The sequence below is a fragment of the Oscillospiraceae bacterium genome (assembly GCA_025757985.1).
Taxonomy (GTDB): Bacteria; Bacillota; Clostridia; order Oscillospirales; family Ruminococcaceae; genus Gemmiger.
The window spans coordinates 26,631-45,832 of sequence record CP107210.1 but is presented as its reverse complement, the minus strand read 5'-3'; the positions used below and the strand labels follow the sequence as shown (position 1 = coordinate 45,832).

Annotated in this window: 15 protein-coding genes; 4 read left to right on the top strand and 11 right to left on the bottom strand. The window is 63.1% G+C overall.

Translation table 11 applies throughout. The features are described from left to right. Nucleotides 1-68: 68 nt before the first annotated feature. A complete protein-coding gene (malQ, locus tag OGM67_00215; protein UYJ34812.1) occupies nt 69-1,586 on the bottom strand; it encodes a 4-alpha-glucanotransferase in 1,518 nt (505 codons plus the stop codon). Nucleotides 1,587-1,848: 262 nt separating this feature from the next. Further along, nucleotides 1,849-3,090 (bottom strand): hypothetical protein, encoded by a 1,242-nt coding sequence (locus tag OGM67_00210; GenBank protein ID UYJ34811.1) that lies wholly within the window; start codon nt 3,088-3,090, stop codon nt 1,849-1,851. A gap of 133 nt (nt 3,091-3,223) precedes the next feature. On the opposite strand from OGM67_00210, the gene OGM67_00205 reads away from it, so the two are divergent. The 3 genes from OGM67_00205 to OGM67_00195 all read left to right on the top strand — a co-directional run bounded on the left by OGM67_00205 (nt 3,224) and on the right by OGM67_00195 (nt 6,142). Then, nucleotides 3,224-4,378 (top strand): alanyl-tRNA editing protein, encoded by a 1,155-nt coding sequence (locus OGM67_00205; protein ID UYJ34810.1) that lies wholly within the window; start codon nt 3,224-3,226, stop codon nt 4,376-4,378. A 131-nt stretch (nt 4,379-4,509) separates the two neighbouring features. Then, the gene (gene trmB / locus OGM67_00200) at nt 4,510-5,244 is read left to right on the top strand and encodes a tRNA (guanosine(46)-N7)-methyltransferase TrmB (GenBank protein ID UYJ34809.1); all 735 of its coding nucleotides are present in this window, start codon (nt 4,510-4,512) and stop codon (nt 5,242-5,244) included. Next, the gene (locus OGM67_00195; GenBank protein ID UYJ34808.1) at nt 5,231-6,142 is read left to right on the top strand and encodes a hypothetical protein; all 912 of its coding nucleotides are present in this window, start codon (nt 5,231-5,233) and stop codon (nt 6,140-6,142) included. Before trmB ends, OGM67_00195 begins: the two co-directional genes overlap by 14 nt. Nucleotides 6,143-6,357: 215 nt before the next feature. Here OGM67_00195 and OGM67_00190 read toward each other — a convergent pair whose 3' ends face one another. From OGM67_00190 to OGM67_00150, 9 genes are all read right to left on the bottom strand, one after another. Beyond that, complete coding sequence (locus OGM67_00190) at nt 6,358-7,191, bottom strand: ABC transporter permease (protein UYJ34807.1); 834 nt, start codon at nt 7,189-7,191, stop codon at nt 6,358-6,360. Next, nucleotides 7,179-8,696, bottom strand: a complete 1,518-nt coding sequence (locus OGM67_00185) for an FHA domain-containing protein (GenBank protein UYJ34806.1) — start codon at nt 8,694-8,696, stop codon at nt 7,179-7,181. Before OGM67_00185 ends, OGM67_00190 begins: the two co-directional genes overlap by 13 nt. Nucleotides 8,697-8,708: 12 nt before the next feature. Then, nucleotides 8,709-9,197 (bottom strand): hypothetical protein, encoded by a 489-nt coding sequence (locus OGM67_00180; GenBank protein ID UYJ34805.1) that lies wholly within the window; start codon nt 9,195-9,197, stop codon nt 8,709-8,711. 70 nt (nt 9,198-9,267) lie between these two features. Continuing rightward, entirely contained in the window at nt 9,268-10,989 is a 1,722-nt protein-coding gene (locus OGM67_00175) for an FHA domain-containing protein (GenBank protein ID UYJ34804.1), read from the bottom strand. Nucleotides 10,990-11,048: 59 nt separating this feature from the next. Then, nucleotides 11,049-12,365 carry a hypothetical protein gene (locus OGM67_00170; protein ID UYJ34803.1) on the bottom strand — a complete coding sequence of 439 codons (1,317 nt, stop codon included), beginning with the start codon at nt 12,363-12,365 and terminating at the stop codon, nt 11,049-11,051. 180 nt (nt 12,366-12,545) lie between these two features. Further along, a complete protein-coding gene (locus OGM67_00165; protein ID UYJ34802.1) occupies nt 12,546-13,544 on the bottom strand; it encodes a GGGtGRT protein in 999 nt (332 codons plus the stop codon). A gap of 20 nt (nt 13,545-13,564) precedes the next feature. Next, nucleotides 13,565-14,269 (bottom strand): hypothetical protein, encoded by a 705-nt coding sequence (locus tag OGM67_00160; protein UYJ34801.1) that lies wholly within the window; start codon nt 14,267-14,269, stop codon nt 13,565-13,567. A gap of 317 nt (nt 14,270-14,586) precedes the next feature. Continuing rightward, complete coding sequence (locus OGM67_00155; GenBank protein ID UYJ34800.1) at nt 14,587-16,251, bottom strand: O-antigen ligase family protein; 1,665 nt, start codon at nt 16,249-16,251, stop codon at nt 14,587-14,589. A gap of 233 nt (nt 16,252-16,484) precedes the next feature. Then, nucleotides 16,485-17,648 carry an MFS transporter gene (locus OGM67_00150; protein UYJ34799.1) on the bottom strand — a complete coding sequence of 388 codons (1,164 nt, stop codon included), beginning with the start codon at nt 17,646-17,648 and terminating at the stop codon, nt 16,485-16,487. A gap of 242 nt (nt 17,649-17,890) precedes the next feature. Between OGM67_00150 and hisS the strand changes: the two genes are divergently transcribed. Then, a complete protein-coding gene (hisS, locus tag OGM67_00145; GenBank protein UYJ34798.1) occupies nt 17,891-19,138 on the top strand; it encodes a histidine--tRNA ligase in 1,248 nt (415 codons plus the stop codon). The last annotated feature ends 64 nt before the right edge of the window (nt 19,139-19,202 follow it).

Here is a 19,202-nt window from a genome sequence, read left to right as displayed (position 1 = left end):
TTTTCCAAGGCTTGCGTTGCACAAAGATTGCAAGCTAAAACGGAAAAATATCCTACGAAGTCAACAAATTATCGCGCAGTACGGAAATACCGCTCCGACAGCTCGCGGATCTCACCGGCCAGCGCGGGGGTCAGCTTCTTTGCATCGGCGCGCCACTGCCAGTTGTCGCGGGCCTTGCCGGGTGTGTTCATCCGGCTGGCGGCAGGCTCCTCCAGCCAGTCCGCCAGCGGAATGATGGCGAGCGCCGCCGCGCTGGCCAGCACACCGCGCAGCAGGCCGCGCACATTGCCCTCCCGCCCGGTCAGGGCAAAGTAATCGGTTGCCTGCTTGCGCTGGGCGGCGGTCAGCTCCCCGGCAAACCAGCCGGCCAGCGTGTTGTTGTCATGGGTGCCGGGGTAGGCCACACAGTTGCGCGGGTAGTTGTGGGGCAGGTCCACGCTGTCCTCGCCGGTAAAGGCGAACTGCAGCACCTTCATGCCGGGGAAGCCGCTCTCCGCAAGCAGCTCACGGACCGAGTCAAACATCTCGCCCAGATCCTCGGCCACGATGGGCAGGCTGCCCAGAGCGTTGTGCAGCGCGCGGAACAGCTCCATGCGGGGGCCCTGTTCCCAGCGGCCGTTGCGGGCCGTGGTCTCCCCTGCCGGGATCGCCCAGTAGGTGTCAAAGCCGCGGAAGTGGTCAATGCGCAGGATGTCATAGATGGACAGTGCATGGCGCACGCGGCTGATCCACCACGCATAGCCGGTCCTGCGGTGATACTCCCAGTCGTAGAGCGGGTTGCCCCACAGCTGGCCGTCCTCGGCAAAATAATCCGGCGGGCAGCCTGCTACGCGGCGGGGGCGGCCCTCGGCATCGGTCTCAAACAGCTCGCGGCCCGCCCATGCATCGGCGGAGTCCGCCGAGACATAGATGGGGATATCCCCCATGATGGCGATGTCCTTCTCCTTGGCATAGGCGTGCAGGGCGCGCCACTGGCGGTCAAATTCATACTGAACAAACGCCCAGAATTCAAGCTCCTCGGCGTGCTCGGCGCGGAAAGCCGCCAGTGCCTCCGGCTCGCGGACGCGCAGGGCGCGGGGCCACTGCTGCCAGTCCACCATGCCGTTGGCCTCCTTGATGGCCATGTAGAGGCAGTAGTCGGGCAGCCAATCGCTGCTCAGGAACTGGAAGCGGTACCAGTCATTGGGGTACGGGGTCTCAAAGCCGGGCACGGGGCGCTTTTTCAGGAAGTTCGCGTATGCCTTGCGCAGCACGGCGAACCGTTTCTCGTAGAGGGTGCTGTAATCGACCTTGGCGGCATCGCTGCCCCATTTGATGTTCGCGTAGTCCTTTTGGGTCAGCAGACCATCGGCAGCCAGCAGGTCCAGATCAATGAAATAGGGGTTGCCTGCAAAGGCGGAACAGCTCTGGTAGGGGCTGTCCGCAAAGCCGGTGGGACCTACGGGCAAAATCTGCCAGATCGTCTGACCGGCCCCGGCCAGAAAATCCACAAAATTGCGGGCGGGCTTGCCCAGGCTGCCGATGCCGTACCCGCCGGGCAGGCTGGAGATCGGCATCAGAATACCACTGCAGCGTTTAAATTCCATAGTGTTTTTCCTCTTCTCTGTATGTATCGCCTTTCGGCGTTGTGTGCGGTTTGCGTTGCGATGGCTTCACACTCGGGGGGGAAGCTGTCCGCGGTCCCGCCCGCGGACTGATGAGGGGCGAGTTACCGTGGCCGCCCGTAAGCGGGATGTTGTGGGAAAGTTGCCCCTCATCCGGCCCTGCGGGGCCACCTGCTCCCCTTCTGGCGCTACGCGCCACCTCCCCCGTACCGGGGGAGTCTGTCCCTCGGGGGAAGGCTTGGGATCACTCCGCCCCCAGCGCAGCCAATGCACCATCCACAAAGGCGGTGCGCTCGGCTTTGGTGTGCTTTTCGCTGCCCTGCAGGCTCAGCTCGTTGGCGGTCAGGGCCTCGGCGGTGGCCGTGTCAAGCACGGCACCGGGCAGAATGCCGGTACCGACCTGCTCGATCTGCATGGCCAGCACTGCGGTCGAATCAGCAGCCGTGTTCCACGGCGTGACAACGCCAAGCGTCTCGGTCAGGGCATCCTCGCCCGCACCGTTGGAGTAGAGCCACAGCGCGGCACTCTTGGCCGCCTTCAGCCCGGCGGCATCGGTGTCGGCGTTCAGGGCAAGGCAGCCCGCATCGGCCAGCACCGGGTAATCCAGCAGTCCGTCCAGATTATACTCCTCGGTCGTCAGGTCGCTGTCCTCAAAGTTGCATTTGAAGGGTATCAGCACCAGTCCGCTGCAGCCTTCACTGCCGCAGTCCGCCAGCAGGTCGGTCAGCTTGGCGCGGCGGAACACTGCATTTTCGGCGCTGTCGGCCATGTGGTCCCACTCCAGCGTGACGGCGCTGTAGACGCCGTTGAGCGGGCCTGTCAGCGCGTCTGCCGTGCGGCTGCCATCAGCAGCCAGCAGCGCGGCCGTGTAGCCGGACGCCCGGTCCGCCGGGGCCGCAAAGACGCCGGTAGCCGTCACGCCGTCGGGGCGTGCCTCGGGCAGGGTGTAGTCGCTGCCGCTCAGCGTGACGGTTGCGGCCTTCGGCTCGTCCAGCCATGCGGAGAGCGTCTCCACAAAGTCGCTCCACTCCTCCCAGTCTGCGCCCTGCAGCGCTGTGAGAGCGCCGTCACCCAGCAGCGCGTTCAGCACCGCGCCGTTGGCCCAGTAGCCGTACAGGCTGCGTCCAAGCGGCAGGGTGCTGGCATTCCCGGTAATGTCCGCCCGGGCGGCGGCCGCCGCCAGCAGCGTGTCGCTTGTGACATCCAGCAGGCTGCCGCCGGGAGCATGGTCAGTCAGCAGCAGATCCGCTGCGGCGGCATCCGCAGTCATCGTCAGCGTCACGCCCTGCGCCTCGGCATAGGCACGGGCCGCCGGGGCCAGTGCGTCCGAGGCATACACCGTCAGCGTCTGGGGGGCGGCGGTGGGTGCCGTCTCGATCGTTGCGGTATTTTCAACCGGCAGCACGGCCGTTTTTACATCAGCCAGCGAGCAGCCCGCCAGCAGCAGCGCCGGAAGCACCAGCGCCGCAGATTTCATAATACGCATCGAATGGTTTTCCTCATAAGTGGTTGTAAAAATTCAGTCTATCCTTTATTATATAGGATAAGGCAGTTTTTTTCTACACCTGTTTTATGTTATAATAAGAAAAATCCCAAAAATTTGAAAGGAACTCCGGTTCGTGACACAAAAAATATACGAAACAGATTCTTATGTCCAAAGCTTTACCGCCCGGGTGCTGCAATGCAGCCCCGCCCCGGGCGGCTTTGCCGTTGTGCTGGACCGCACGGCCTTTTTCCCCGAAGGCGGCGGCCAGCCCTGCGACACCGGCACGCTGGGCGGTGCCCGGGTACTGGCGGTATCCACAGACGGCGAGACCGTGACCCACACGACCGATGCCCCGCTGCCCGAGGGCACCGAGGTGACCGGCTGCCTGAACTGGGCGGCCCGGCTGGACGCGATGCAGCAGCACACCGGCGAGCATATCCTGAGCGGCACGCTGCACCGGCTTTTCGGGGCCGAGAATGTCGGCTTCCACATCGGCAGCCCCTATGTGCGGATGGACACCAGCATCCCGCTGACCACTGCGCAGCTGGCCGAGGCGGAGGCCGAGGCCAACGCCGCCGTGCGGGCCGACACGCCGGTGCGCTGCTGGGTGCCCGACCCCGAGGCGCTGGCCTGCACCGACTACCGCAGCAAAAAGGCGCTGGAGGGTCCTGTGCGGCTGGTTGAGGCAGGCGGCGACCGCTGCGCCTGCTGCGGCACCCACCTTGCCCGCACCGGTGAGGTCGGGCTGATCAAGATCATCTCTTACGCCCACTACAAGACCGGCATGCGGCTGGCCGTGGCCTGCGGGCAGCGTGCCTATGACGCTGCAGCAGCCTGCTGGGCGGACGCCGAGGCTGCCGGCCGGCTGCTCTCCGCCCCGGTCGGTACACTGACCCCGGCGCTTGCGCGCCTGCAGGCGGGTGAGAGCGCGCTCAAGGCCCGGCTGGCCGCCCTGCAGAACACCTTGGCCGATGCCTACGCCGCCGCAGCCATACCCGGCGCACCGGCGGTGCTGTGGGTGGACGGCGCAGACGGTGACGGGCTGCGCCGCGTGGCGATGAGCATCGCCGCCAAGACCGGCGCCCCCTGCTGCACACTGGCCCCCGGCGGGCAGGGCCTTGCCTACGCTTTGGCTGCCGCCCCGGGCGGTGATCTGCGCGAGACCTGCAGGGCGCTGAATACGGCATTTCAAGGCCGCGGCGGCGGCAAGCCCGCCTTCTGTCAGGGCAGCCTTGCGGACGGCAGTTTTGAACAAGTCAAGGCATTTTTGTTGAAAGCCTTCCCCTGAGGGGCAACACGGCCTCTATTACTCGTTAAAGGGTTCCTGCCGCAAAGCCGCCCCTCATCAGTCACCTTCGGTGACAGCTTCCCCCGGAGGGGGAAGCCTTTACTCTACTATCATATAAGGAGACACCTACCATGCGTATGCGTTTTAAACCCTATGCCCGGCCGGAGCTGCTGGCCTGCGATTTCCATGTTCACGAGCCGCTGGCCCACGGCGGCCACTGGCATGAGCTGTACGCCCGGCCCGACCAGCCGTGGCACCTTGAGCTGGGCTGCGGCAAGGGCGGCTTTCTCGCCCAGATCGCACCGGCCCACCCCGACATCAACTATCTGGGCATCGACATCACCGACAAGGTGCTGATCCTCGCCAAGCGCAAGGTCGAGGCCGCCTACGCTGAGCGCGGCCTGCCCGCCGACAATGTAAAGATCGCCAGTCTGGACATTGAGCGGCTGGGCAACGCCTTCACGCCGGAGGACCGCGTTTCGCGCATCTACATCAATTTCTGCAACCCGTGGAGCAAGAATGCCGGCAGCAACAAGCACCGACTGACCCACCCGCGCCAGCTTTTGCAGTATCGCCGCCTGATGGACGAGGGTGCCGAGATCTGGTTCAAGACCGATGACGATGACCTGTTCCGGGACAGTCTGGCCTACTTCCCCGCCGCCGGGTTTGAGATCACATGGCAGACCTTTGACCTGCACAAGGATGAGCCGGACTGGAACCTGCGCACCGAGCATGAGGGCATGTTCAGCGAGCAGGGCATCCCCATCAAGGCGCTGATTGCCCGCAAGGGCCCCGACAGCAGCGTGACCTGGGTCGAGCCCAAGGCGCTGGCCAAGCAGCAGGAGGCAGAAGATGAATCTGACTGAGCTCGCCGTCAAGACGGTGTACTGGTTCTTCCTGTACGGGTTCATCGGATGGGGCGTTGAGGTCGTCTACGCCGCCGTCAAGACCCATGCACTCGTCAACCGCGGCTTTCTCTGCGGACCGATCTGCCCGATCTACGGCTTCGGCATGGTGGGGCTGGTCTACAGTGTCAACCTGATCCCGCTGCCGGACAGCGGCAGCCTGAGCGCCGTGGCCGTCTTTTTCATCGGCATGGCGCTGACCACCGCCATTGAGCTGGTCGGCGGCTGGGCGCTGTTCAAGATCTACCACATCCGCTGGTGGGATTACTCCAACATGAAATTCAATCTGGGCGGCTATATCTGCCCGCAGTTCTCCCTGCTGTGGGGGCTGGGCAGTGTGCTGATGATCAAGGTCTTTCATCCCCTGCTGGCCCGCGGCTCCAATCCGATGCCGTTCAAGGTCATGCTGATCCTTGACATTGTGCTGCTTCTTATCTTTGCGGTGGATGTCGGGGTCTCGACCGCCGCCGCCATCGGCCTGAACAAGTACCTGCGCGAAATTGACGAACTGCGCGCCCGTCTGCGCGTGACCAGCGACAAGCTGACCACCGTGCTGGGCACCGGTGCCATGACCGCCGATGCCGTGCTGGATGAGCAGAAGCTGCAGCTGGCGCTGGCAAAGCTGGAGGGCCGCGAGAACGCTGCAGAGCTGCGCGCCGAGGTCACGGCCCGTGTCAGCGACCTGCGCGACAAGCTGGCCGCTGCCGAGCATGACCACATCGGTGCGCGCCGCCTGCTGCGCGCCTTCCCCGGCATGAAGAGCCTGAAATACGGCGAGACGCTGGCCACCACCCGCGCCGCCATGGTGCGCCTGCGCGAGCTGGCCGCCAATGCCAAGGAGAAAATCAAAAAGGCGTAAGCTTTTCAACAAAGTCGCCCCGGACCGTTAAAAGTCCGGGGCTTGTTTTATGCGTGAATGCCTTCCCCCGTGGGGGAAGGTGGCCGAGGCTCCGACCGAGGCCGGATGAGGGGCAGCGCGGCCTCTATTACCCGTTAAAGGGTTACTGCCGCAAAGCCGCCCCTCATCAGTCACCTGCGGTGACAGTTTCCCCCGCAGGGGAAGCCTTTTGGCTTTTACGCCTTTTTCTTATCAAACGCAATTTGCAGCACCAGCCACGCCGCCACAAGGCTGACCAGTGAGATCAACCCCAGCATCTGCCAGGAGTGGGTCAGGTTCTCGACCGTAGCGTCATACATGGGGCCGTCCAGCCCGGCCTGCAGCCACGCCATGCGGCTGTTCAAATCGGTGGAGGCGCCCAGTGCGCCCATACCCCAGCGGCAGACAATGACGGTGGAGATCGTTGCCGCTGCGCCGGTCAAGGTGAACATGACATTGCTGAATACGACCTGACCGATCATCAGCACCAGCACCGCCAGAATCGCGCTTTCGCCATTGCTGAAAAGCGCCGAGATCAACAGTCCCACGCAGCTTGAGGAGAACATCGTCAGCAGCAACGTGACGAAGATCTCGATGTCGGTCTCCAGCAGCAGATGGTTCTGCGGCACATGGACGATGGCCACAAAACCCATCGCCAGAATGACCGACTGCAGGATCTCGATCAGGAAAAGGACCACTGCCTTGCTCAGCACGACCGCCGGCAGGCTGACCCCGACCGAGGCCTCGCGCAGGATGATCTCGCGCTCCTTACAGATCTCACGGTAGGAGTTGAGCGTGCCCATAAAGGTTGCCATCGCCGCCAGAATAAAAAGCGCCGTGCGGCTGCCGATGTTGACAAGGTTGGAGGTAAAGCAGTTAGGGTCGGCTGTCAGCTTGATGACCAGCACCATAAACGGCGATTGCAGCGCCAGACTGGCGAGCAGCAGCTTGTCGTTCCAGATCAGCTGCAGGTTGCGCTGCACCAGCACGCCAAGCTGGCGCAGGAATTTCAAGATTTTTACTGGCTGCATCGCTTGTCCGCCTCCTGCGCCGCCTCCGGGCAGGCCGCCAGCAGGCGGTTAAACTCGGGGGTCGTAAAGTATTTTCTGCGGTAAAGCTCGACCTGCTCGGCGTCCCGCAGCTTTTCAAAAATATCGCTGGTCATCTCCACATCAAAGTAATCGTTCAGCTGCTCGGGCGCACCGTAGTAGCACAGCACGCCGCCCACGCCCAGAAAAGCGATCTTATCACAGAGGTTGATGTTGGACATGTTGTGGGTGACCATCAGCACCGTGCAGTTCTGGTGGCTCAGGCGGCGGCAAAGCTCCATCATGCTGCGGTCCAAATCAGGGGAAAGTCCGCTTGTCGGCTCGTCCAGAATCAGCAGCCGCGGGTTGGCCAGCAGCTCCATCGCAATGGAAACGCGCTTCTTCTGCCCGCCGGACAGCTTGGATATGTAGGTTTTTTCCCGTCCCTGCAGGTCCACCGCCTCGATGGCGTGGGCCACGGCGGCGGCGATCTCGGCCCGGGTAGCATCGTGGGCGATGCGCAGCTTGGCCGTGTAGGTCAGGCTTTGCTCCACGGTCAGGCTGTCGTGCATGATGTCCTTCTGCGGCACATAGCCCAGCGCCGCCTCAAAGGCGTTGCGGTTGGAGCCTGTGTCCAGCCCGTCAAACCGGACGCTGCCCGCCGTGCAGGGGGCTGTGCCGGTGATGCAGGTCAAAAGGCTCGACTTGCCGGTGCCGGAGCCGCCGACCAGCACCACAAAGCTGTTCGGCTCAACCTGAAAGCTTGTGCCGTCCACAATGTTCAGCGGCTTGCCGGTGTTGGCGTTTTTTACCGTTTTGTACACATTTACAAGCTGGATACTGATGCCGCTCTGGTGGGCGTGGTAGTGCAGCATCCCGCCTGTAAAGGCAAAAACCTGCGCAGGCACGTTGATGACCGCCCCATTACGCAGCACGGCACGGCTGACCCGCACCCCGTCCAGATAGGTGCCGTTGGTGGAGCCGAGGTCGTGCAGCTCATAGTGGCCGTCCTTGTACAAGACCTCGCAGTGATGGCGGGAGACGCGGTCGCTGACGAGCTTGATGTCGCAGTCGTCCCCGCGGCCGATCAGCACCCGCTTTTTGCGGCGTATATCCACCTCGCGCAGGACGGCCTCGGTGGTCTGTTCTTTTATCGGGGCCGCGCCGTCACCCTGCACATTGGTGATCTCCTCCACGCGGAAGGTAATCTCCTGCGTGTCGGAGTTGCCATCGGTGTTCAGCCCGATGACATCCCCCGCCTGCAGCACGCTGGTCTCCCCCGGCTCAAGATAGCGGTTGTTGTACCATGTGCGGTAGTCGCTGGCGCCGTCCGTCACGACCCAGCCATCCTTTTCATAGGAGACGGTAAACTGATGGTCGCCGACACTGTTGCGGCGCAGCACATACTCACACTGCGCACTGCGGCCGAACCGGTAGGCGCCGGCGGGCAGCGTAATGCGCTGCTTGTTGCGCAGCTCGGTGATCAAAATGACGATCTCACTTGTCATGGCGTTGCCCCCTTACCAGTGGAATGCGCCGCCGCAGAGCGGCACAAAGGTAAGCGCCGCACCGCCGAGGCGGAGCGTTTCGCCGCCGGTCAGCGGGCTGGGTGCAAGGACCGCCTCCTCCCCGAGGTAGCAAAGCTCCTGCGAGGAGCCGGGCAGCAGCACAAAGCTGTTTTTCTCGGCATCGTAGACGACCACGGCCTGCCGGGCACTCAGGGGGGCATCAGCACTCAGGGTGATCGGCGCACCGGCGTCATCCAGCCCGAGAAAGCTGCGGCCGATGCCAAGGCGCAGGTCGCGGCCCCGTGCGGGCCCGTCCAGCACCACAAGCCAGCCTGTCACCGGCCCCGCCGGGGCGGCCGCCTGCGCAGCGGCAGCCGGCGGCTCGGCCTCGCCCTCATGGACGATGGCGTGATCCTTCAGCAGATCCGTGTTGCAGTAGGGGCACTCAGGGTATTTGTCGCTGTCATAAAAGTGGCCGTTTGCACATTTGGATAGCTTCATACTACATAACTCCTTTGGGGCGGTGCGCAGCTGCGCGGAAAATCGCAGGGGTCGATGCTTGCATCCGTCCCTACAAAACCAGCCGCAGCGTCGTCTTTCCGATGCGCAGCGTATCGTTATTCTGCAGCCGATGCTCGCCGTCTATGCGCTCACCGTTGACATAGACCCGGGCACGGTCCGTCAGGGGCTGCACCAGCAGCGAATCTCCCTGCACCGAGAGGGCGCAGTGCTGCGGGCAAAGCTTGCGATCCGGCAGACAAAAATCGCATTGGGCGGCATCGCTGCCGATGATGAGGCTACTCTCGACCATGCCGGCCCAGCGGCTCTCGGCAATGGAGGAGCGCTGGCTCCAGAACAGCGTGACCCAGCGGCGCGGCAGGGCATCCGGTGCCCCGGCCCCGGCCAGCAGATGCTCGGCCTCCGCCTCCTGCTCGGCAGCACGGTCGCGGCGGCGCACCGCCCACCAGCTGCCGCAGAGCGTCAGCAGCAGCAGCGCACCAAGCACAAGCGGCACCCGGAACCGCGCAAAATAGAACTCCCTGTCCCGCGGCCAGACGACCACCCGGAAGGCGGTCGTATTGCGGCTGCTGCTGACATTGGCGGCGCTCATCCGGCTGGATACCCGGTTCAGCGCGACGGTATATTCGCCCTTATACAGCGGGTCGATCTGCAGCACCGCCGTGCGGCCGTCCTCCCCGATTTTGACCGAATGGACGCCGACACGCCAGTTCCATATATCCTTGGAGCGTATCTCATACAGCTGGGTCTTGTCGGCATTCTCGTTGATCGGCTGGTTGAAGGTCAGCCGCAGCTGGTCGCGGCGCAGCGTTTCCACCCCGGTGACCTGAGGCTTGGCCAGCTTGTGGCCCATGTAGACCGTCTGGGCGCTGCGGATAGCGCTGCCCAGCTGCGGCATGGCGAGCGTCAGCGTCTCCAGCCGCTCGCCGTACAGGCTTTCGGGGACCTCGGTGCGTATCTCAAGCGCCGTGGCAAAATAGGCATGCTTTGCCTTCAGCTCATCCCCCAGCCCGGCCGCCTCACAGAGAACCAGCCTGCCGCCGGACGCCTGCTGCAGCGTCTCAAAAAGCTGCGGCTTTTCTGTCATTAAATAGACATAGGCGGCCATGCCGATCTGGTCCCCGAAATCGCTGGCCAGCGTGCCGACCAGCGCCATATTCGTCAGCACCTGCCCGGCATCGGTCACGATCATCGCAGCCTTGCGCGGGGCCAGCGCCTGAAAATCACTTTGTATGTCGGTGTAGACCGCCGACACCAGCTGGGCACTATCCATGCGGCCCTCGGCCTGCTGCACGGCACCCAGCGCCTTGTACATCAGCGCTTTGTCGGAGGTCGCGGGCAGCACACACTCGGCCGTACCGGCCGTTGTGTAGAGCATAAGCTGGTCGTCCGCGTCCATTGCGTTGACCAGCTTGCGCACGCCGCCCAGCATCGTGTTAAAGTCCGCGGCGGGCAGGTCGGCGCTGTTGTCCAGCGCAAGGATATAGCAGATCGGGTCGCTGGCCACTGCGACAGAGCGCACCTCCAGCCTGCGGTCCCCCAGTGTCAGTTCAGGGCCGGCCGCCTGCACCTTGATTGAGGAATAGGGGTTGCCGTCCCCGTCCAGCGCATAGAAATAGACATCCAGCTCTGGCACATTGACATAGGCCTGCTCCATCCGGAAGGTCCCGGCACCGGTCATGCCAACGGTGGTGTCCGCCGCCGCGCCGAACGCGCAGAGCAATGCCAGCATCAGTGCCAGCGCTGCGCAGATGCCGAGCTTATGCGGTCTCATGGTTGCCTCCTGCTCCTCTTGCGGCCCCGCCGCCCCGGCGGGAATCGTGCGGCAAGGTCTTATACACCGATCTTTCTGTTCAGCGCGCGCAGGGCCATCACAGCCTTGCGGCGGCGCTTGGACTGCGGCTTGCCCGGTGCCGCAGCGGGCGCGGGCAGCGCGTCGTCCGGTTCCTCCTCATCCGCCAGCGTAAAGCTGGGCATTACCGGCTTGTGGGGCACCGGCTGGGGCGGGGTTTCCTCGTCCAGAATCGGTTCCCCCTGCTGGCGCAGGATCGGGTAGGAGAAGATCGCACCGGGGATCTCGACCTCCTCATGCGGGTCGCCGGGCTGTTCCTTGGGGTCGGTATCAAAATAATCCGGTGACGGCGTGATAACGGTGTTCGTCCTCGGCTCGGCATCGTCAAAGCCGGGGGCTACCACGCGGTTCGTATCCGGGTCTGCGGGCGCGGGCTGCGGCTCCGGCTCGCTGCCGCGCAGCGCCGAGGCTGCCGCATCGACCTTGTTGGCCGAAAGATCGAGCTTCGGCTCGGCATCGGCCTCGGCCAGATCCTCCGTATGGGGGACGAGCGGCGCACTCTGGCTGGCGTAGTCCTGCGTTTTCTGCAGCTCCTCGATCATTTTTGCAAGGTAGTCCATCATCTCGCCGCGGGTCTTTTCCATCTCGGTGATGCGGCTCTTGAGGTCCTGCAGCCGCAGCCGGTGGGCGTTCTGGATCTCCCGTGTTTCATCGGTGGCGGACTGGACCATCTTGCGCGCCTGCGCAATGGCCTGCTCGCGCGCCAGCTGGTCGATGGCCTCAGCCTTGAGGTTCGTATCCTTGAGGATCTTGTCGGCATCGTCCCGGGCCTGCTGGCGGATGCGCGCGGCATCGCCCTCGGCCTCGGCAATGACCTTATCGCGGTCCGCAATGACCTGCTGGCGGGCCTGATCATGGGCGCGGCCCTTGACCCGCAGCGCAGAGTTTGCCTCCTCACACTGCTCGGTCAGCTCCTTGTTTTCCCGCACAAGGTCGCTGTTTTTCAGGCGCAGCACATCCAGCTGGTTCGTCAGCGAGTGGTTGCGCTCCTTTGCGGTGGAATACTGCGTTTCCAGATTGGTGCGGTAGCTCTGCAGCTTGTCCACCTGCCCGGCCAGCGTTGCATTTTGGGCCGAAAGGTTCTGGTTCTGCATCACAAGGGTCTGGGCATGGCGGCGCAGGGCGTCATTCTCCTGCCGGACGGTGCGCAGCTCGGCGGCCGCCGCGGCGAGGTGCTGCTCATACTCGGCACAAAGCTCCCGCATTGCCTGACGCACATCGTCCGGCTCATACCCGCCGAAGCGCGCCTTGCGCATACCGCTCTGCTCTATGTAGTTGTCGATGTCAATTTTGGGCATTGGTGATTTCTCCCAAGTAAAAATTTACATATACTCGATTTTATTATATGACATAGGGCGGCGTAAAGCAAGAGAAAAGCGCAAAAAAGGCTTCCCCCCAAGGGGGGAAGCCTTTCAAACACAAAAACCGCCCGCTCCATTGCGGAGCGGGCGGCGAAAAGCCTAATGGTTCAGTTCAAATCAAGCGTTAGCCTGAGAAGCAGCAACAGCACAGGCGACAGTCATGCCGACCATGGGGTTGTTGCCGGCGCCGATCAGACCCATCATCTCAACGTGAGCCGGGACGGAGGAGGAGCCAGCGAACTGGGCATCACCGTGCATACGGCCCATGGAGTCGGTCAGACCATAGGAGGCGGGGCCTGCAGCGACGTTGTCGGGGTGCAGGGTACGGCCCGTGCCGCCGCCGGAAGCGACGGAGAAGTACTTCTTGCCGTTCTCGATGGCCCACTTCTTGTAGGTGCCGGCAACCAGATGCTGGAAGCGGGTGGGGTTGGTGGAGTTACCGGTGATGGAAACCTCAACACCCTCGGCCTTCATGATGGCGACACCCTCCAGAACGTCGTTGGCGCCGTAGCACTTGACAGCAGCGCGCTCGCCATCGGAGTAAGGAATGGTCTCGACGACCTTCAGCTCGCCGGTGGCGAAGTCGTAGTCGGTCTTGACATAGGTGAAGCCGTTGATGCGGCTGATGATCTGGGCAGCGTCCTTGCCCAGGCCGTTCAGGATGACGCGCAGGGGCTCCTTGCGGACCTTGTTGGCGGTACGGGCAATGCCGATAGCGCCCTCAGCGGCGGCAAAGGACTCGTGGCCGGCGAGGAAGGCGAAGCAATGGGTATCCTCATGCAGCAGCATGGCGCCGAGGTTGCCGTGGCCCAGACCGACCTTGCGCTGCTCAGCGACAGAGCCGGGGATGGTGAAGGCCTCGAGGCCCTCGCCGATGGCGGCGGCGCAGTCAGCAGCGCTCTTCAGGCCGCGCTTGACGGCGATGGCGGTGCCGAGGGTGTATGCCCAGACAGCGTTGTCGAAGCAGATGGGCTGAATGCCGCGGATGATCTTATCGCAGTCGATGCCCTTGGCCAGCAGCATCTCGTTGCAGGCGTCGAGGCTCTCGAGACCGTTGGCCTTGAGGCAAGCCTCGATCTTGGGCATACGGCGATTCTGGGATTCAAAAGTTGCCATAATCTATGTTCCTCCCTCTCTTATTCTTCACGCGGGTCGATGTACTTGACAGCGCCCTGCTCGGCAGAGAAGCGGCCGTAGGTGCCGATGTTCTTCTCGTAGGCTTCCTTCGGGTCCTTGCCGTGACGGATGTCCTCCATCATCTTGCCCAGACGGACGAACTGATAGCCGATGACCTGATTGTCCTTGTCCAGAGCGGTCTTGAGGATGTAGCCCTCGGTCAGCTCCAGATAGCGGACGCCCTTGGCCTTGGTGGAGAAAATGGTACCGGTCATGGAACGCAGGCCCTTGCCCAGGTCATCCAGACCAGCGCCGACAGGCAGGCCGTTCTCAGAGAAAGCGGTCTGGCTGCGGCCGTAGACGATCTGCAGGAACAGCTCACGCATGGCGACATTGATGGCATCGCAGACGAGGTCGGTGTTCAGAGCCTCCAGAATGGTCTTGCCGGGCAGGATCTCACCAGCCATAGCGGCGGAGTGGGTCATGCCGGAGCAGCCGATGGTCTCAACGAGGGCCTCCTCGATGATGCCGTTCTTGATGTTCAGGCTCAGCTTGCAGGTACCCTGCTGGGGAGCACACCAGCCCACACCATGGGTGTAGCCGCTGATATCCTCAATTTTATACGCCTTGACCCACTGGCCCTCTTCGGGGATGGGCGCGGGACCGTGCTTGGGTCCTTTTGTGATCGGGCACATAGCGTTGACCTGTGCGGAGTATTCGATCATAATTTTCTCTCCTTTGCATATTGTTAGGCTTTTCACAGCTATCTTTATTATAAAGGGTCGAATTGTGTTTTTCAAGATGTTAGTTTTTCCTAACCTTTTGTTTTTTGGCATTTTCTGTAGCCGGGCAGCATAGCAGGCGGCGGATAGGCATGGTGGAGCAAATAAAAAAGCCTCCCTTGTCAAAGGGAGGTGGACGCCGTAGGCGGCCGGAGGGATTCCTGCCCGCGTGCGGATGTAACAGCGTACAAGGCAAGGCGCGTCGGAATCCCTCCGCCTCGCTATGCTCGGCACCTCCCTTTGACAAGGGAGGCTTTTCCTCAAAACAAAAAACCAAAGATCACCCGCGAGGCTGCGCCGCAGACCGCCATCATTGCAATGCCCGCCGCAATCGGCGGCAGCCACTGCCGCACCAGTCCGGGCTGCTCCGCCGGGGCGGCAGCCTTCTGCTTTTTGGCGTGCCTTGCCGGTTTTTCCTGCGCAGCAGCCTCCTCCGGCGGCAGGCAGAACACCTGCAAAAGCGCGAACAGCAGCATGATCTCGGGGAAGATCATCGAAACGCGGATCGAGATGACCGCGTGGGCCAGATAGCTGACGAGCGCCAGCGTGACCGGGGCCACGCCGGGGCGCAGCCAGTTCTGCGCCGCCCTGCGCAGGTGCGCCGCCACAAACCACAGCCACGCTGCCAGCCCCACAACACCGGTGGTCAGCAGCAGCTCGAGATACTCATTGTGCGCAGCATAAAAGGTTTTCATCCGGTCGGTGATGTCCGCCCCGGCCCAGTTTGCCACCGCCGTGTGCATCATGCCGGGGCCAACCCCGAGCAGCTTGCGCCAGAGCGGCTGCTCCAGCCAGCTTGCCGCCGTGATCCGCCAGGCCGTGCCGCGGTAGGTGCCCCAATCATCGTTGACGATCAGCACCTCATCCAGCCGGCCGAGGCTTGGAAAGCCGGGCCAGAGGTTTGCCAGCAGAAACAGCACCGCCGCCGTGGCCACGACTGCCGCCGCCACGCAGCGTCCCAGCCTGTACAGCGGCACCTCCCGCCCGCGCAGTGCGAACCGAAGCACCGCCCACAGCACCAGACAGACTAGGAAGCCGATCTGCCCCACATGGCCCAGCGCCGCCAGCATCGGCTTGCCGCCCTGCGTGTAGACATGGGTGCGCATGTACTGCATCCACCCCGCGTGGAAGAAGAAGAACCCGCCGATGACCGCCAGCCGCCGCAGCGTGCGGGTGGTGAACATCCTCTGGCAAAGCAGCACCAGCACCGCTGCGCCGATGCCCAGCGCAAGGCCCTCGGCATCGACCACCGCGAGCGCCAGACCGCCGAAGAAGGCCGGAATACCGTACAGGATCGTGTGCCGCACGCCGCGCGCCACCAAAAAGGCGTAGAATACCAGCGGCAGCGCAAACGCCATAAAGCCGGAGCAGAAATTTTTCTGCCCCAGTGTCGAAAAGAACTGCGCGCGCTCCACCACTGCCGTATCGGCATAGGTACCGATGAGGTCGATATTGAATATGTTCAGCACATACAGCACTGTGACGATGGCCGTGGTCACGCCGATGCCGAAGGTCAGGCCGTTCAGAAGGCTCTGCGGTGCAAAGGCGCGCACCGCCAGATACCCCGCCGCCGTGAACAGCACCATCATGCAGCCGCCGTAGTAGCCGCCCAGCCCCCAGAAGGATGCCTCAGGCGAGAGCGACAGTGCCGTGGACACCACGCCGCTGATTGTGACAGCCCCCAGCGCCCAAAGCGCCGGATCCTGCCGCCACGGCAAACGGCCGGGCTGCGGCACCGCACCGACTGCCCGCAGCGCCCCCAGCCAGAGGGCGAACGCCCAGCACAGGGTACAGACGGCGGTGAACTTGACAACGCCGAGATTGGAGAATTTATCGATATAAAGCGGGAATGCGCAGAGCGCAGCCACCAGAAACGCCGTGGCCGACTGCGCTGCCAGCTTGCGCAGTTGTTGGGATTGGGTCATAGTGAAAACCTCTCGGATCGTAGATGATATGCTTTGTAGGGGCGAGCATTGCTCGCCCGCAGGAGCTTTGCGGCGGCGGAAGTTTCCGCGGGTCATCGAGGACGCCGACCCCTACGCCGTAGGGGCGGATTCCATATCCGCCCGGGCACTTTTCCTTTGCCGCACACGGCCACGGGCGAACGATGTTCGCCCCTACAGCTGCTGTCCTATTTTACCCCGTGCCCGCGATTTTTTCAACCATTCTCCACAGGTTTTACAAGACTGACACAAACCAGCCCCCCTGCGGCACAGGCACCGGCGAGCCAATGGCGGGCCGCCAGCGGCAGGGCCTGCGCGCCGATATAGCTCAGGATACTGCCGCCGCTCATGCCGAGCGCGATGAAGCCGTAGTTGACACCCGCGTGCGCCAGCCCGAAAAGATCGGTATTGAAGGAGGGCTGCACCGCCGCGCCGCCGGAGTAGAAAAAGGTCAGCAAGGCGTAGGCCGCCAACAGCCACCACGCCTCCGCAAAGGCAAACCACGCACTGCCCGCCGCAAGACCGATATACACGGCATACAGCACCGGCTTACGGCCCAGCTTGTCGCTGACGGCGGGCAGCAGCATCCGCCCCGCCGCGCTGGCTGCCGAGCCCAGCACGATGCTGTAGGGTGCGGCGCTCTCCGGCAGGCCGCGCTCGGCGGCGATCTTGAATATTTCCGGGCTGAACAGCAGCACCGCCGGGGCCGACAGCGCCACCGCTGCCGCGCAGAGCTTATACTGCGGTGTGCGCAGCATCTGCTTGTAGTCAAAATTCGGCCCCGGCTGGGGCTTTCCGCTCTGGGGTTTAGGCGGTGGGTCTTGCAAAATCAGCGCACCCGCGCCGCAGACAACCAGCATGACCGCCCCCAGCGCAGCAAAGCAGACGCGAATGCCCCACCGCCCGCCGATGCCCTTGACAAACACCGTAAAAAACGCGCCGGACAGCCCCATGGCCACCCCCGCCACGCCGGTGGCCCAGCCTTTTTTGTCCTGATACCACTTTTGGGCGCAGGCCAGCACCGCCGGGGCTAAAAACGCACTGCCCAACCCGGCGGGCAGGCTGTAGACAACAAGAAACAGCGCTGCGTTGGCAGGCGGTACTAGCGCAGCCGCAAAAAAGCCGCCTGCCAGCAGCACCGTACCCCACAGCCCTGCCGGGCGCGGGCCGCGGGCATCCTGCAGAAGGCCGCCCACGGCACAGCCCACACCGTAGGCCGCGACCAGCACCGCAAACCCCAGCATAGCCTGCCCGCGTGAAAAGCCGTACCCCTGCATGACCGGCTGCTGAAAGACGCCCCACGCCGCCGGTATGCCGGTCAGCAGCTGCGCCGCCGCCCCCGCAGCTAGAATGTACGGCCCGCGATTCTGTTTCGGCACAGGTATCCCCTCCCCTTTTCGGCATAGTATGCCCGGTTTGGATTGACAAAATGCGGTTTGGGCGATATGATTATATATAAAAAGCCTTCCCCTGTGGGGGAAGGTGGCCGAAGGCCGGATGGGGCAGGCTTGCCTTTATTGCCCATTTGTAGGTCACTATGGCAAACGCGCCCCTCATCAGTCACCTTCGGTGACAGCTTTCCCCCAAGGGGGGAAGCCAATTTGCAATAAGGAGAACCACCATGAAGACACAACCTTTAAAAGGTATGCGCGATCTGCTCCCGCGGGAACAGGCGCTGCGTGATTATATCCAGGGCCAGATCCTGGCCACCTACCGCGCCGCAGGCTTCCAGCGCATCTCCACCCCGATTTTGGAGGATATGGAGAACCTGGACAAGAGCGACGGCGGCGATAATCTGAACCTGATTTTCAAGGTTCTCAAGCGCGGCGACAAGCTGGAGCACGCGCTGGCAAGCGGCGACGAGAAGCAGCTGTCCGACATGGGCCTGCGCTATGACCTGACGCTTCCGCTGTCCCGCTACTACGCGGCCAACCGCAACGAGCTGCCCAACCCCTTCAAGGTCATCCAGACGGACCGCGTCTACCGCGCCGAGCGCCCGCAGAAGGGCCGTCTGCGCGAATTTGTCCAGTGCGACATTGACATTCTGGGTGACTCCTCCCCCAATGCGGAGGTCGAGCTGATCGATGTGACGGCCCGCGCCCTGCTGAAGATCGGCTTCACCGGCTTCACCGTCAACATCAACGACCGCCGCATTCTGCGCGCCATGCTCGAGAAGATGGGCTTTGCCGCCGACCAGCTTGACTCGGTCTGCATCAGCTTTGACAAGATGGACAAGATCGGCGCGGACGGCGTCAAGGCCGAGCTGACCGAGAAGGGCTTTGCTGCCTCGGCCGTGCAGGCGCTGGATGATTTCCTGCGCGCCGGTGATTTCAGTCTGGACGCTGTGGCCGCCCGTGTCGATGACGAGGCACTGACCGCCGACCTGCGGTATGTCATTGCCGCCAGTGAGCGTGTGGCCGGCGGCCGTTACGCCATCGCCTACGCCCCCAGCCTCGTGCGCGGTCAGGGCTACTACACCGGCATGGTGTTTGAGGTCACCTGCCCGCAGTTCAGCGGTGCTGTGGCAGGCGGCGGCCGCTACGACAACATGGTCGGCAAGTTCATCGGCCAGCAGGTCCCGGCAGTGGGCTTCTCCATCGGTTTTGAGCGCGTCTGCGGCATTCTGCTGGAGCAGGGCTACCAGATCCCCGGCGCAAAGCCGAAGATGGCGCTGCTCTACCTCAAGGACGCCGACTTTGCCGCCGTGCTGGCCAAGGCAGAGCAGCTGCGCGCCGACTATGATGTGACCGTACTGCCTCAGGCCAAAAAGCTGGGCAAGCAGTTCGGCACGCTGGAGGCTGCCGGTTTCAACGCCGTTGCCTTTGCCGACAACGAGGATGTCAAGCCGCTTGGGCAGAAAGCCGAATAATCAGCCAAAAATTTGTGGGATGTGCCAAAATTACGGCACATCCCACTTTTTTGTATTTGGTTTG